The sequence below is a fragment of the Gluconacetobacter tumulicola genome (assembly GCF_014174215.1).
Classification (GTDB): Bacteria; Pseudomonadota; Alphaproteobacteria; order Acetobacterales; family Acetobacteraceae; genus Gluconacetobacter; species Gluconacetobacter tumulicola.
Window position 1 is genome coordinate 21262 of sequence record NZ_JABEQL010000036.1, and the last position, 13869, is coordinate 35130.

Genomic DNA, 13869 nt, shown 5'->3' on the forward strand with positions numbered 1-13869 from the left:
TATTCACCGGGGTAGATAGAGGGGACGCACGCGGATTGCACGCGAAACTTCACCCTTCCGGCCGAACCCTGCCCTGCACGGAACAGCGACGGAACAGCCTATGCCCCCCTCCCCAGCCCGGATCGTCGTCGAGGACCTGCGCAAATCCTACCGCGTCGCCACCCGTCCGCCGGTCGGGCCGGCCGGGCTGGCGGCCTGGCTGCCCTCCCGCCGTCCCTGGCGCACCATCGCGGCCCTGCGCGGCGTCACCTTCACCATCGAACCCGGCACCATCACCGGGCTGATCGGCCCCAACGGCGCCGGCAAATCCACTGTCATCAAGATCCTGTCCGGCATCCTGCGGCCGGAGTCCGGCCGGGTCACGGTGGGGGGCCTGGTGCCGTGGGCCCAGCGGCTCCGCCATGTCGGGCGCATCGGCGTGGTGTTCGGCCAGCGCTCGCAACTCTGGTGGGACCTGCCAGTCGATGACGGGTTCGCCCTGCTGCGCGACATCTACCGCGTGCCGCCCACCCTTTATCGCGCCCGCCGGGCCCGCCTGGTCGAAACCCTGCGCCTGGCCGATTTCCTGGACCAGCCGGTGCGCCAGCTCTCGCTGGGCCAGCGCATGCGCGCCGAACTGGCCGCCGCCCTGCTGCACGCCCCGCCCCTGCTGATCCTGGACGAACCGACCATCGGGCTGGACGCCCCCTCCAAACTGGCCATCCGCGCCTTCATCCGCGACCTGAACCGGCAGGACGGCACGACAATCCTGCTGACCACCCACGACATGCACGATATCGAGGCCCTGGCCGAACGAGTGATCGTCATCGGCGACGGCCGCGTCCTGGCCGACAGCCCCTTCGAGACCCTGCGCGCCACCACCCTCTCCGGCCGCCGGCTGATCGCGAGCTTCGACGGCCCGCCCCCCACCCTCACCCTGCCGGAAGGCGTGTCCCGCCTGCCCGCCACCGGCCAGACACTGGCGCTGGATTTCGACCCCGCCCGCATCGCAGCACCCGACCTCATCCAGCTCCTGACGCAGGCCGGCGGCACCGCCGGCACAGCCCCCCTGGCCGACGTCACGATCACCCGCCCGTCGATCGAGGACGTGATCAGCCGGTTCTACGAACACCACGCGTCCAGCCCATGATCCACGCCGCAACCCCATACCTGGCCGCCTTCCGCGCCCGCTGGCAGACCACCATGCGCTACCGCGCGGCGGCCCTGGCCGGGTTCGTGACCCAATGCTGGTGGGGCGTGATCAACATCATGATCTACGCCGCCTTCTATCACGGCGCCCATGACGCGGCAGGCACGGCGCCGCTCGGCCTGCACCAGACCGTCACCTATGTCTGGATCATGCAGGGCACCCTGGCCCTGATGCCCTGGAGCTGCGACCCCGAGATCGCGGACGCGGTACGCAGCGGCGCGGTGGCGCACGATCTGCTGCGCCCCATCGACCTCTGGTGGTGGTGGTCCTGCCGCGCCACCGCGCGCATCCTCGGCCGGCTGGTCCCCCGCGCCCTGCTGATCGTCGCCTTCGCCGGCCTGGTCCTGCCTCTCGCCGGGCTCGGCGCCTGGGCGCTCCGCCCCCCGGCCTCGCTGCCCGACGCCGCCTTGTTCGCCGTGTCGATCCTGATGGGGCTGGCCCTGTCGGCCAGCATCGTCGTGCTGCTGAACATCGTCACCGTCCGCACCCTCTCGCCCGCCGGCGGCAGTGCCGTCATCACGCCGCTGGCCCTGATCCTGTCGGGCAACCTGCTGCCGCTGGCGCTGTTCCCCGGCGCGGTCCAGACACTTCTCATCCTTCAACCCTTCGCCGGCCTGGGCGACCTGCCCTGCCGGTTCTGGCTCGGCACGCTGCATGGCGGCCGGGCAGTCCTCGCACTGGGCCAGCAGGCGGCCTGGATCGCGGCCCTGACCATGATCGGCCGCGCTTCCCTGCGCCGGACCCTGCACCGGCTGGAGATCCAGGGCGGATGAACGGATTCGCCCTCTGGCGCCGCTACGCACGCGCCTCCCTGTCCGGCCAGACACGCTATCCCGGCGCCTTCCTGATGCAGATGGCCGGTCATCTGGCCACCACCCTCATGGGCTTCGCCGCGATCTGGGTGCTGTTCCACCGGTTCGGCACCGTGCGCGGCTGGACCGTCGGCCAGGTGGCGCTGTTCTACGGGCTGGTGAATATCGAATTCGCGCTGACCGAGACCATCGGCTACGGGTTCGAGCGCTTCGGGGACGATTTCCTGCGCACCGGCGCCTTCGACCGGCTCCTGCTGCGCCCCCGCTGGACGGTGCTGCAACTGCTGGGCCACCAGTTCCGCCTGCGCCCGCTGGCCCGGCTGGCCCAGGGCGCGGCCATCCTGGCGCTGGGCCTGGCCATGACGCCGGTCCGCCCCCTCCTGTTCACCCTGCCGATGATGCTGTGGGCCATCGCCGGCGGCGTCGCCTTCTTCCTCGGCGTGCTGATCGGCCAGGCGGCGCTGTCCTTCCGCACCATCGAAAGCCTGGAGATCGTCAACGTCCTGACCTATGGCGGCGTCGAAGCCGGACAATATCCGTTCGACCTCTACGCGCGCTGGTTCCGCCAGCTCATGACATACGCAATCCCGCTGGGCGCCGTCAGCTACGAACCCATGCTGGCAATCCTCGGCCGATCCCCCCACCCGATGGCCGCCACACTGGCCCCCGCCGCCGGCTTCGCCTTCCTGGCGATCATGCTGCTGTACTGGCAGGCAGCCGTCCGCCGCCACGCCTCGACCGGAAACTGATGGCCGCCAGCTAGGGCGCGGTCTCGCAGGGCGGTTCGTCGGGCGGCGTTCCGTCGAATGCCAGTGGATACAGCGCGTGGCGCGCGGCATAGGCTTCCAGTTCCGCAGCGGAAACGCGACCCGGCTCCGGACAGAGCTTGAGCGAGACCCCCGGTACATCGATCGCTTCGCAGGACGGGCGCAGCCGATCGACCAGATCCCCACGCCCCAGCAGCACCTTGCCACCACGCAGGACCAGCATCTCGTCCTGCGGCCTGGCACGCACGACGGCATGGACACCACGATGCGCGGGGTCGGCGAACAGCACGAGATCGGCGAGCTTGCCGACCGCGATACTGCCGATCTCCTTCTCCGCGCCCGCCACGCGTGCCGCATTGAGCGTGACCATGCGCCAGAGTTCCCCATCGCCCAGGGTATCATGCAGATGGCCGTGATTATACTGCACGGCACAGGCCAGTTCGCGATTCAGGTTCATGGACCCGGACGGCAGCCAGTCCGACCCCAGGGCGATGGTGATGCCCCGCTGCCGGGCCGCCAGCACATCCATCGTCCGTCCATACAGGGACAGGTTGCTGCGCGGCGACCAGACGAGGCTTGCCTGCCGGGAAGCGACCAGATCGAGATCCTGCGGAGTCAGGGCGACCGCATGGATCAGCGCGGCCTGCGGCATGATCCAGTCATGGCTGGTGCCGCCGCCTCCCGCCTGGGGCGTGGTGTCGTATGTCTCCGAACTCTCGCAGCGGAATTCATTGCGGGCCGCCTCATCCCGGCCTTCCGAGACATGGGCGAGGAAGGCGCTCGCATGCGCGACCAGATCATGCGTGGCAGGATGGGGCCCATAGTCGCAATCCTGCGTGCGCATGATCCCCGGCGCATCGTCGAGGGGAAAAATCGTGTAGGTCACAGGGGCGATGGCGACCCCCTCCAGCCCGTCGCGGAAATCCAGGTTGCGCAGCAGGCCGGGTGCCATGCGCTCGGCCACGGTCGAGGTCGTGCCGCCGACCAGAAAACGCAGTTCGATCCAGCTCAACGACAGCGGATCGCGATCGGGTCTGAAATCCTGCAACAGCCGATGACCGTCCAGCCCCTTGCGCCATTCATGACGATGGGCATAGCGCTCGCCGCTATCGGGTCGGGGGCCGATATTGTCGAAATCGATATGGTCGTGCGTGTTGATGAAGCCGGGCGACAACACGGCATCATGGCAAAGGATGCGCGTGGCGGACGACGACGCCGCGCAACGCGCACCAACGCAATCGATCCGCCCGGCGGCATCGATCCGCACCTCCCCCGGCGCAAGGACATGGTCCGGCGCCAGAATGGTCGCGCGGATCACCGTCTCGCCCGTCCCGCGCTGCACGGTGCAGGCCGGTGCGGCCCATGTGGCGGCCGGCAGGAGAAAGGCGGCCGCCGCAATTGCCAGCGTCGCGGCGCGTCCGATCACGCGCGCAGGGCCTGAAAGACGGTTTCGCGGAATATCTCGTGCGATCCCCTGGTACAGATGGCGACGTTCGCCGGCAGCGCGTCGCCCGTATAGATATGCGTCCCACCGAACACGTAGGACCCCCGCGTTTCGGTGCCGCTCAACTCCACCGCAACATGAACGGCTTCGAACTGAAGGGCGACGGAGGGCTCAAGGAGCATGGTGGCGGCAAACGGATCGGCATAGGTCGCACCGGGCTTGTGCCGCTTTTCGGTCTCGAATTTCAGCCGTTCCGCGTTCGATTTCAGGAAGAGCGCGCTCTTCGCCGTGCCGAATGTCGCGATCTGGTCGAAATCCGCCTGCGTCAGCATCTCCGTCTCACCCAGGCTGCCCGTCATGGCGATCGGCAGGCCCGAGCGCAGCACGATATCGGCCGCTTCCGGATCGACCATCGCATTGAAGCTGACCGACGTGCCGATCCCTTCATAGCGTCCGCCGACGATCACGATGCCACGGGCCTTGCGGGCAATCGAAGGGTCAAGCAGCAGGGCAAGGGCAATGTTCGACAATCCGCCGAGCGCCAGCAGCACCACTTCGCCCGGATGAGCGGAAACGATGCGCGAAATGGCGATCGCGGCATGGTCGGGTGCCGGTTTCAGCGCGACCTCCGGCACCACCATGTCGCCGAATCCATATCGGCCATGAATGAACCCGGCAGCCGGATAGGACCGGCCGAGCAGCGGATGATCGACGCCCCGATGCACCGGTATCGTCCCGTTCTTCAGGGTCTGCACGAGGAAGAGCGTGTTCCGCACTTCCTGCTCGTAGCCGATATTGCCCGGCGTCACGGTGATCGCTTCCGTCGTGATGCGCGTGGAACCGAGCATCATGATGATCGCCAGCAGGTCGTCCGTTCCCGGATCGGTGTCGATGATCACCCGGCGCACGTCGCGCAGCCAGGGCACAGACGCGACCGGCTGCCCGAGAACCGTCCACGCCGTCTGCGCGCGGGAACGATCCAGGGGCATGAGAGCACCTGCGAACAGGGCTCCCCCGGCAAGAAACTGTCTGCGGTCGAGGGACATCGCGGCATCCTTTTCGTGGTCGTATCGGAATGCCACGATCCGCTGCCTGTTGCGAAACTGAAATTTGTCTCGCCGGTCAGAAAATCAGTCCGCGCCCATGCGCCGGCCAGGGCGATGCCCCAGCCGGCGGTCTCACCAGGTTCATAGAGCCTGACCGAAAATGTGGGCTGGCGAGCGAGAGCGGCCCAGGGGGCCGCGCCCGGCGTGTGTTGCCGAGCATCGGAGCGGAGTGGCCTTGATGGCCATGAGCACCGAAGCGCAGGCAACACGCGCTGGATCGCCGCCAGTGCGCATTTGCGGTCAGGCTCTTACAGCTCCATATCCTGCTGAAGGTTCACCAGCGGCCGCGCTCCGTAATGCGAGATGATCTCCGACGCCGCCACACTGCCCAGCCGGCCGCATTCGGCCAGCGTGCGGCCCGAGGTCCAGCCGGCCAGGAAGCCGGCCGCATAGGCATCGCCCGCCCCGGTGGTGTCGATCACCTGCGTCGCCACCGGCGCCACGTCGATCCGCTCCTCGCCCCGGATGATCACGCTGCCCTGGCCCGAGCGCGTCAGCACCGCGAAATGCGTGTCGGCGGCGGCCTGGTTCATCGCCGTGGTGAAATCCTCGGTCTGGTAGAGCGAGCAGATTTCTTCCTCGTTGGCGAACAGGATGTCGATATGCCCATGTACCAGCTCGCGGAAGGCATCGCGATGCCGCGCGACGCAGAACGGGTCGGACAGCGACAGCGCCACCCGCCGCCCGGCCGCATGGGCCAGCGACGCCGCCTGGCGGAAGGCCTCCTGCGCATGCGGCGGGTCGAACAGATAGCCTTCCAGATAGGTCACATGCGCGCTGGCCACCAATTCGGCCAGCACGTCCTCGGGCCCGAAGGTGACGCACGCGCCCAGATAGGTGTTCATCGTCCGCTGGCCGTCCGGCGTCACCATCACCAGGCAGCGCGCCGTCGGCTGCACGCGCCCCGCATGCCCGTCGAGGAACGCGGAAGGAAAATAGACGCCCGACTGCTGCAGGTCGGCGGCAAAATTGCGGCCCGGCGCATCGTCCGCCACCTTGCCCAGATAGGCCACGCGCGCGCCCATATTGGCCGCCACCACGCAGGTATTGGCCGCCGATCCGCCGCCCATCTCGCGCTCGCGCCGCACCAGCCCATAGAGTCTCTCGGCCCGCTCGGCATCGATCAGCATCATGCTGCCGGGAATCATGTCATGCTCGGCCAGGAAGTCCGGCTCGACCGGGGCCAGAACATCGATGATCGCATTGCCGATCCCCAGCAGATCGAAGCGGCATTCGGCCGCACTGCCGGCACCCGTCACTGACATTCCATCTCTCTCCCGCGCGGGCCGGCGAAACGGCCAGGCCGGCGCGCCATCAAATCACCAAAATCGTCGTACAGACAGCCCTTCACCAAGAGCCCGACCGCAAATACGCGCTGGGGAGCGAGAGCGGCCCGAAGGGCTGCGCCCGTCGTGTGTTTCCGAGCATCGGAGCGGAGCGGCCTTGATGGCCGTGAGCACCGAAGCGCAGGAAACGCGCGTCGGATCGCCGCCAGCGCGCATTTGCGGTCGGGCTCTAACACCGGGGGCACGGGGTCGCAATGCCAGCATGTCTTGTTCGTAAAATTGCGGCTTCCCACTTTTCCGGCATCATTCGCGCGTGTAATCCTTAATCGTTCCAGACACCGGTTTTCCGGAGCATGGCCGGGAACCACCCGTCTCCAGACCGCCGGGCCATGCGCGGCTTCACCTTCGACAGCAGCGGGGTATGCTTTTGTTCAAGAAACGCAAGCCAGAAGACGAAACACCGCCCGTCGGCACCTCGTCGCCATCCGGCCGGCCGACCAGTCCGCAGACGACGTTCCCGCCGCCGCCCGCCGGCGCCGTTCCCGTCCGCCCCGGCACTTCGCCGGCCAGCGCCGCCCCCCCTCTCTCCCAGTCGTCCCAGGAGACCGCCCCGATGGCCCGTTCCCCCTTCCCGCCCGCTCCGACCGCACCTCCCGGCGCCGCCCAGCCGCCCGGCCGCCCCGGCCAGGCGCCGGCCCCCCGCAAGGACACCAGCGATCGCCGCACGCTGGTGGTCGGGCGCGGAATCAGCGTCCAGGGCTCGATCCAGGACGCCGAGCGCCTGGTCGTCGAGGGCACGGTCGAATCGACCATGATCACCGCGCACGAACTCCAGGTCGCCCATGGCGGCATGTTCCGTGGCGAGATCGAAGTCGAGGACGCCGATCTGGCCGGCACCATCGACGGCACGCTGACGGTGCGCGGCAGCCTGACCATCCGCTCCTCGGGGCGCCTGCTGGGCAAGGCGAAGTGCCGCCGCCTGCAGGTCGAGGATGGCGGCCAGGTCAGCGGCCATCTGGAAATGATCACCGGCGCCGCCCCGGCCCCCGCGGCCCCGGTCGCGGCTCCCGCCGCCCCGGAAGAAGCTCCGGCCGACTGAACCAGGCCCGGGCGCAGCGCCGGTCTGGACATGCGCGCTGGTGGCGATCCGGCGCGCGTTTCCTGGGCTCCGATGGCTCACGGCCCATAAGGCCGCTCCGCCTCGGTGCTCGGAAACACATGACGGGCGTGCCGCTTTGCGGCACTCTCGCTCACCAGCCCACATGTCCAGACCGGCTTTCCTCAGCCGTTCCCAAAACGCCAAAAAAAACGCCGCGGATCGCATGATCCGCGGCGTTTTTCATGCCTGTTCCCGATAGAACCAGCGCGTCAGGCGACGTTATCCCGCCGGTCGCGCAGCTTCACATAGGCCAGTTGCGCATGTTCGGCGCAGTAGGGCTTGCCCGGAACAGGCGTTGCCCCACAGAAATGAAAGCCCGGCGTGCCCGGATCGCCCAGCGGCCAGCAGCAGCTCAGGCCGCTGCGCCGCGGCGCGGGGCTGGACACCGCACGCAGCGACGCCCGGGACGTTTCCGGCCGCGAGACGGAAGGCGTGGCCACGGGCGGCGGGGGCGCCACCCCAGCCACCGTTTCAGTCTCGGCACGAACCGGCGCCCGGGGCGCGGGCTCCTGCCGGACCGGGGCCACGGACGGCGCGGCCTCCGCCACATGCGGCGCAACAGGCGCCACAACGGGCGCTGCCACAGGCGCGGCCGCCTGCGGCGCCACCGCAACGGCGGCGACTGGTGCCGCCGGCGAAACGGGTGACGCGACCGGCGCCGAGGCGACGGGTTCCAGGGTCGGTGCAACCGCCCCGGCCGACTCCGCCGCGCGGGCCGAAGCCGGCGGTCTGCGAATAGGTGACGGACGCGCCTGCAGGCCGAGGCGATGCGCCTTGCCCACAACCGCGTTCTTCGTCACCGAAAGCTGGCGGCCGATCTCGGCCGTCGACAACCCCTGCTGCCAAAGCTCGCGCAGACGGGCGATCGTCTCCTCGGTCCATTCCATAGCCATGCCATCTCTCCTGACGAAGGACAGCCGGAAATTAGGCTTATCTTGTGGTGGACTCAACCTTCCCACCACAAAATCTTGTGGACAAGGCTGGGAGTAACCTGTTCACAACCCGGGGGAAAACCGGTGAGTCCGCATTCGGGGGCGTTCAGGTCGAAACGCGGCGAATCCGCGTCCCATCCACACCCAAAAGCATGGTGCCCGCCTTCAGCGCCAGCGCATCCTCGCCGAACACCACCCGCCGCCATCCCTGCAACAGCGGCAGGTCGGGCTCGCCCTCCATCGCCAGCCGGTCGATATCCTCCGACGACGCCACCAGGCGCGGCGCCACGTCATGCTCCTCGCAGCACGCCGCCAGCAGCACCTTCAACAGCGCAACCAGCGCCGGCGACGGGCGCGGACCATCCTTGCCCTTGCTCTGGCGCGGCAAGGACGCATCGGGCAGCGCATGCGCCGCCGCAATGGCCTCCAGCAGCCCAGCCCCGCTCCGCCCCTCGGCAAACCCGCGCGAGACACCGCGCACCCGGGCCAGCGCATCGGCATCGGCCGGCCCGGTGGCCGCGATCTCCAGCAGGCTCTCATCCTTCAGCAGCCGCTGGCGCGGCACGTTCACCCGCTGGGCCTCCAGCTCGCGCCACGCGGTAATGGCCCGCAGCACGCCCAGCATGCGCCGGTTGCTGGTGCGCGGGCGCATCTTCTCCCACAGGGTCTCGGGATCGGGGCGGAAGGTCTCGGGCCGGGTCAGCACCGCCAGCTCGGCCGCCACCCACTCCATCCGCCCTTCCTGCTCCAGCCGCTCGCGCAGAAGCTGGTAGACGGTGCGCAGATAGGTCACGTCGGCGGCCGCATAGGCAATCTGCGCCGGCGACAGCGGGCGCGCCGCCCAGTCCGAAAACCGATGCGCCTTGTCGATATGCGCACCCGTCAGCGACGAGACCAGATTGTCATACCCGACCTGGTCGCCATAACCGGCCACCATCGCCGCCACCTGGGTATCGAACAGCGCCGCCGGCAGCCGGTCGAACAGATGCAGGAAAATCTCCAGGTCCTGCCGCGCGGCATGGAACACCTTGGTCACCGCCGGGTCGTCCAGCAGTTCCCCCAGCGGCGCCAGGTCCAGGCCGGGCGCCAGCGTGTCCACCACCACCACGTCATGCGCGCCGGCCAACTGCACCAGGCACAGCTCGGGCCAGTAGGTCCGTTCGCGGACGAACTCGGTATCGATCGTCACGAACGGCTCGCGCCGCAATCGTTCGACGACCGCAATCAGCTCGTCAGTGGAGGTCATCAGGACAGGAGCGGAAAAATCCGCCTTGAGTGCACGCGCCATCCGGTCCTGTTATCATGGGCCCATGCCGGTGCGAAAGCACCCACGACAGCCCCCACGGGGGAAAAGCGCCGCTTGACGCGGGAAAGGCGGCTCTGACATCACCCTTCTTCACAGAGCCCCGCATAGCAAGGATCACGGAACGTGAGCGCATCCACCCCGCCGGACGACGGCACCCAGGCCCTCACCCAGCTCGGCCGCGCCTCCCCCCAGCCCACCAGCCCCGAGGACGCGACGCTGGAGCGTGTCCCCGCCCCCTATCGCGACCGGCGCTACCTGGTCCGCTTCACCGCGCCGGAATTCACCTCGCTCTGCCCCGTCACCGGCCAGCCGGACTTCGCCCATCTGGTCATCGACTACGTGCCCGACCAGTGGATCGTGGAAAGCAAGTCGCTCAAACTGTTCCTGACCAGCTTCCGCAATCACGGCGCCTTCCACGAAGCCTGCTCGGTCCAGATCGCCACCACCCTGGTCGACCTGCTCTCCCCGGTCTGGCTGCGCATCGGCGCCTACTGGTACCCGCGCGGCGGCATGCCCATCGACGTCTTCTGGCAGACCGGCGCCCCGCCGCAGGATGTGTGGATTCCCGCGCAGGACGTGCCTGGATATCGCGGTCGGGGCTGAGCGCCCCCCCCCTCCCCCGTTCCGCCTGCCACGGCCACCCCGGCAACCGGATTTTCTCAATTCGGCAGAAACGGCGCGGGCGTCAGTACCGTCCGCAGGACCTATCCCGCAAACCAGCCGCGCATGACGAGAAAGGCGGCCGCCGATCCGATCAGGCACGCGGACCAGACCGGCCGCAGGAAGCGCATGAGGGTCAGGCCATCACGCTGAATGCCGTGGCACCCAGCGTCTTGCGAATGCCGATTGCGAAGCTGCGGCGGGCTGCATCGTCGGCATGGAGATCGAGGCGGCATTGCCTGGCTGTACCGATCCGCCCCCATTGGCGGAGCAGGGCGGTGCCGCCGAACAGATCGCCCCGCAGGCACAGCCGGTAGAAGCGCCAGCAGTTCGCCGCCGGCACGACGTGCCGCAGTTCGGCGCCTCGGGGAAAAAGGCCAACTGACGCAGGGGGCGAGGCGGGGCCGGATAGGGCGCTTTGGGCATATTCTCCCGAGAACTGTAACAGACCGAGCGGCGCGGTAGCAGGAAAAAGGCGTCGGACGGGTGGTTTTCCGGACTTCGGGGCGGCTCAGCCGGCGCCGCCTGTTACCCTATTATCCATAATGTAACAGCAGCAGAGAATGAACAATATTTCCAAACAGGAGATCGCAGACTTGATTAACGCCAATTTAATGACAAAACGTTAATGTTGCAAAACATCTCTTTTGTTGCAAAGTTTTGCGTTGAGAGCCTCTTCCCACTGAATCAGTATATTTTTCCAAAAGGATGAAAAATGCGTGATTTGCTTGAAGCGGAGCTTATCCAAGTTACTGGTGGCGAAATAGCAAATCCGGATCAAAATCCGGGCGGTCAAAATTCAACGACAGGAATGGGAGGTGCATCCGGTGGTGTCTCCGGAAGTGGAGGGTTCGGCGGTGGCGGGTCGCCGACCTTATCTTGGAGTGCTACAGGCTCGGGCTCCGTAGGGGGTGGCTGGACAGCAACGGGAACGGTAAGCGGCAACCAAGGTGGAGCAACAGGTGGTTCGGTCACGGTATCTCATCCTATTGGAGGAAATACCGGAGGTCAGATGCCACCTGGCACTTATGTACCCTTTCACTGAAAATAATAAATTATTTCCTGACGATGCGCTTAGCCGCATCGTCAGTTCTATAACTGAGCTTTATATATTGTTCCTCATACAAATTCACCTTCCATTCATCACGAAGAAGGATAAGTATGTTTAAGAAAAAATTATCCAGCACACTGGCAATATTGTCTTTATTCGATTGCACTCTACAGAAACCGGCATTGTGCGAAACAAAAAATGTACCGAATTTTTCAATTCCGAACGACATTATAAACACAATAACGAAATCAAAAACAGACGACGGATATTACATAGATGTATCAGACCCATACGATATATCGTATAAGATATATCATGGGCTCGGAGATGCAATGAGAATTAGTTTATCCAATGCTAAAACACCATTAGAAAAAAATCTCTATTATATATCTGAATGCCGAGTAAGAGGTGATTATAATTGCGCCGATAAAAATATCGAGTCAGGATTGCAGTATTTCAAAAACCAAGAGAACCCAAACATAGAAGTACTATTGTATTTAGAATACATATATGCGGAAGACCTGTTCTCAGAAGGACGAACTAAAGATTGGTACTTTGTGAAAAAATACATAGACAGCGTATTGAAACCGTCCTTGGAAAAAAGCGCAGATGTCGAAAATCTTCACATTAACGGAGTTGACAATGTCGAATTAACAAATCCAATTACAGAAAACCTATTTGTTACTATTACAGAGAAAACAAATAATGATATTCCAATCAAAACTTCCAAATATGGATATAGTCCTCATATAATAATCTCTAAATCAAATGAAAACTTTGATGCCATCGTAGATACAGGAGTTCTTTTAACTACAATCCCTCAAAAATACGTAGAATCATTTGATGTTAAGGTAATAGGTGAAATAAAAAACTTCAAAATTTCTACTGGCGGCACAGAAAGCCTACCATTTGGTATTATAAAAAACATTAAAATTAATGATATTAATATATACAATTTACCTGCAGTAATCCTGCCGAAAGGTGATATAACAGTAGGAAACATGTTATTATCAAAACTGTCTCCAATTCTTATTTCAAAAAATTCCATGAGATTACACTCAGACAATAAAGAATCATGCAAAAACAACTTCTATTTTGGGTATGGACAAGGTGGCTATGAAAGAAACATCATCTTCAACGCGGCCATAAATGATAAAATTGAACAATCTGTATTAGATACGGGGCTGAATAGCAGCACCATACTTGCGTACAAAAACAGGTTTTCGCAGGAAGAATATAATAAATCAGAAAAAATAACTGTAAAATCATTTGGATTTGACGAAAATATGAGATCATATTCAAAATATTTCTCTCTAAACCTCCCTGGAGGATCTGAAAAGAAATATAAAGGAGACTACATTTTGGACAAAACTCGCGAAAGTCAATATATTATTGGTGGGAATATATATTATGCAAATAATATATATATTGATCTTAACAAATCTTTGTTGTGTTTTTACAAAAACGATTGATGAAATATTTACCGATCCATATCTGCGCCCCCGCCAGTTCGATGGCCTTTCGCGCGCTCGGAATCTTATGAGCGGACAGATTGTCCAGCACGACGATATCGCCCGGGCTCAGCGTCGGCATGAGGACCCGCTCGACATAGGCCTGAAAAATCTCGCCGTTTATGGCGCCCTCATGCACGAAGGATGCGGTCATGCCCACGCCCGCTCGGTCATCGAGGATTGGCGGCCCGACTACAATCCTGCTTCACAACACCCATCTGTCTATATGACTGTTTCGAATAAGTTTTCTTGTGCATGTGTTTGTCCTGCAAGCTGACTGCGTCGTATTTTTGCCTGGCGGGCGATAAGCTTCGCTTTGTCGCTATCGAGGATATATCGGTCAAATATCCAGGGACCGTCGGGCAATGGGTGCGTGGCGGCGATCTTTCCGGCCTCGGCGGCAAGCCGTAAGGTTTTGGGGGCGATGCCGAGCAGCTTCGCGGCTTCACCCAGATTGAGGCATGACTTTTCTTCTTCAGGTGTGGCCCGATAGACCGGGATCCGATGATGCGAGCGCATGGAAGTCACCCGCTCGCGGGCCTATCCTGAATTTCGTGTGTTTGGTGTGATGCTGAGGAAGGAGAAGCATCATGGCCCGACGCAAGAAGCCGGTGATCCCTGACGATGTTCTGGACCAGGTTCTGGC

Annotated in this window: 13 protein-coding genes and 1 pseudogene; 6 read left to right on the forward strand and 8 right to left on the reverse strand. The window is 63.3% G+C overall.

All coding sequences use genetic code 11. The annotated features are described in order from the left end of the window. Positions 1-100: 100 nt before the first annotated feature. The 3 genes from HLH29_RS17585 to HLH29_RS17595 are packed head-to-tail and all read left to right on the forward strand — an operon-like array spanning position 101 to position 2750. Complete coding sequence (locus HLH29_RS17585; RefSeq protein WP_182968679.1) at positions 101-1129, forward strand: ABC transporter ATP-binding protein; 1029 nt, start codon at positions 101-103, stop codon at positions 1127-1129. Beyond that, positions 1126-1962 carry an ABC transporter permease gene (locus HLH29_RS17590; protein ID WP_182968680.1) on the forward strand — a complete coding sequence of 279 codons (837 nt, stop codon included), beginning with the start codon at positions 1126-1128 and terminating at the stop codon, positions 1960-1962. Before HLH29_RS17585 ends, HLH29_RS17590 begins: the two co-directional genes overlap by 4 nt. Next, positions 1959-2750, forward strand: coding sequence for an ABC transporter permease (locus HLH29_RS17595; RefSeq protein ID WP_182968681.1), 792 nt, complete (start codon positions 1959-1961; stop codon positions 2748-2750). The genes HLH29_RS17590 and HLH29_RS17595 overlap by 4 nt, the downstream gene beginning before the upstream one ends. 10 nt (positions 2751-2760) lie before the next feature. Here the strand turns inward: HLH29_RS17595 and HLH29_RS20025 are convergent, their stop codons facing one another. The 3 genes from HLH29_RS20025 to HLH29_RS17610 form a co-directional block, all read right to left on the reverse strand. Continuing rightward, a complete protein-coding gene (locus tag HLH29_RS20025) occupies positions 2761-4194 on the reverse strand; it encodes an amidohydrolase family protein (RefSeq protein ID WP_182968682.1) in 1434 nt (477 codons plus the stop codon). Next, positions 4191-5201 (reverse strand): nucleoside hydrolase, encoded by a 1011-nt coding sequence (locus HLH29_RS17605; RefSeq protein ID WP_182968683.1) that lies wholly within the window; start codon positions 5199-5201, stop codon positions 4191-4193. The genes HLH29_RS20025 and HLH29_RS17605 overlap by 4 nt, the downstream gene beginning before the upstream one ends. A 365-nt stretch (positions 5202-5566) precedes the next feature. Next, positions 5567-6583: an adenosine kinase gene (locus HLH29_RS17610; RefSeq protein WP_182968684.1), complete on the reverse strand. Its 1017-nt coding sequence runs from the start codon at positions 6581-6583 to the stop codon at positions 5567-5569. A 442-nt stretch (positions 6584-7025) separates the two neighbouring features. Here HLH29_RS17610 and HLH29_RS17615 point away from each other — a divergent pair, with 442 nt between their 5' ends. Beyond that, the gene (locus HLH29_RS17615) at positions 7026-7703 is read left to right on the forward strand and encodes a bactofilin family protein (RefSeq protein ID WP_408871993.1); all 678 of its coding nucleotides are present in this window, start codon (positions 7026-7028) and stop codon (positions 7701-7703) included. A 269-nt stretch (positions 7704-7972) separates the two neighbouring features. On the opposite strand, the gene HLH29_RS17620 is transcribed toward HLH29_RS17615, so the two are convergent. Together HLH29_RS17620 and rnd are read right to left on the reverse strand one after the other, a co-directional pair. After that, the gene (locus HLH29_RS17620) at positions 7973-8656 is read right to left on the reverse strand and encodes a GcrA family cell cycle regulator (RefSeq protein WP_182968686.1); all 684 of its coding nucleotides are present in this window, start codon (positions 8654-8656) and stop codon (positions 7973-7975) included. 145 nt (positions 8657-8801) lie between these two features. Continuing rightward, positions 8802-9983, reverse strand: a complete 1182-nt coding sequence (gene rnd, locus HLH29_RS17625) for a ribonuclease D (RefSeq protein WP_182968687.1) — start codon at positions 9981-9983, stop codon at positions 8802-8804. A 141-nt stretch (positions 9984-10124) separates the two neighbouring features. Between rnd and queF the strand changes: the two genes are divergently transcribed. Then, complete coding sequence (gene queF / locus HLH29_RS17630) at positions 10125-10604, forward strand: preQ(1) synthase (RefSeq protein WP_182968688.1); 480 nt, start codon at positions 10125-10127, stop codon at positions 10602-10604. A 193-nt stretch (positions 10605-10797) separates the two neighbouring features. On the opposite strand, the gene HLH29_RS19755 is transcribed toward queF, so the two are convergent. Further along, a complete protein-coding gene (locus HLH29_RS19755) occupies positions 10798-11004 on the reverse strand; it encodes a WGR domain-containing protein (RefSeq protein ID WP_338030287.1) in 207 nt (68 codons plus the stop codon). A gap of 818 nt (positions 11005-11822) precedes the next feature. Between HLH29_RS19755 and HLH29_RS17640 the strand changes: the two genes are divergently transcribed. Then, positions 11823-13184 (forward strand): aspartyl protease family protein, encoded by a 1362-nt coding sequence (locus HLH29_RS17640; protein WP_182968689.1) that lies wholly within the window; start codon positions 11823-11825, stop codon positions 13182-13184. A gap of 19 nt (positions 13185-13203) precedes the next feature. On the opposite strand, the pseudogene HLH29_RS19485 reads toward HLH29_RS17640, so the two are convergent. Both HLH29_RS19485 and HLH29_RS17650 read right to left on the reverse strand, forming a co-directional pair. After that, positions 13204-13380: pseudogene (locus tag HLH29_RS19485) on the reverse strand (transposase); the annotation flags it as partial. A 65-nt stretch (positions 13381-13445) separates the two neighbouring features. Beyond that, positions 13446-13751 (reverse strand): MerR family transcriptional regulator, encoded by a 306-nt coding sequence (locus HLH29_RS17650; RefSeq protein ID WP_182968690.1) that lies wholly within the window; start codon positions 13749-13751, stop codon positions 13446-13448. Positions 13752-13869 lie beyond the last annotated feature (118 nt).

Bases quoted from the DNA above. Each gene is read 5' to 3' on its own strand.
- rnd (WP_182968687.1), bottom strand. From the start codon at position 9,983: ATGGCGCGTGCACTCAAGGCGGATTTTTCCGCTCCTGTCCTGATGACC.
- HLH29_RS17585 (WP_182968679.1), top strand. From the start codon at position 101: ATGCCCCCCTCCCCAGCCCGGATCGTCGTCGAGGACCTGCGCAAATCC.
- HLH29_RS17605 (WP_182968683.1), bottom strand. From the start codon at position 5,201: ATGCCCCTGGATCGTTCCCGCGCGCAGACGGCGTGGACGGTTCTCGGG.
- HLH29_RS17620 (WP_182968686.1), bottom strand. From the start codon at position 8,656: ATGGCTATGGAATGGACCGAGGAGACGATCGCCCGTCTGCGCGAGCTT.
- HLH29_RS17640 (WP_182968689.1), top strand. From the start codon at position 11,823: ATGTTTAAGAAAAAATTATCCAGCACACTGGCAATATTGTCTTTATTC.
- HLH29_RS17610 (WP_182968684.1), bottom strand. From the start codon at position 6,583: ATGTCAGTGACGGGTGCCGGCAGTGCGGCCGAATGCCGCTTCGATCTG.
- HLH29_RS17615 (WP_408871993.1), top strand. From the start codon at position 7,026: ATGCTTTTGTTCAAGAAACGCAAGCCAGAAGACGAAACACCGCCCGTC.
- HLH29_RS17595 (WP_182968681.1), top strand. From the start codon at position 1,959: ATGAACGGATTCGCCCTCTGGCGCCGCTACGCACGCGCCTCCCTGTCC.
- HLH29_RS17590 (WP_182968680.1), top strand. From the start codon at position 1,126: ATGATCCACGCCGCAACCCCATACCTGGCCGCCTTCCGCGCCCGCTGG.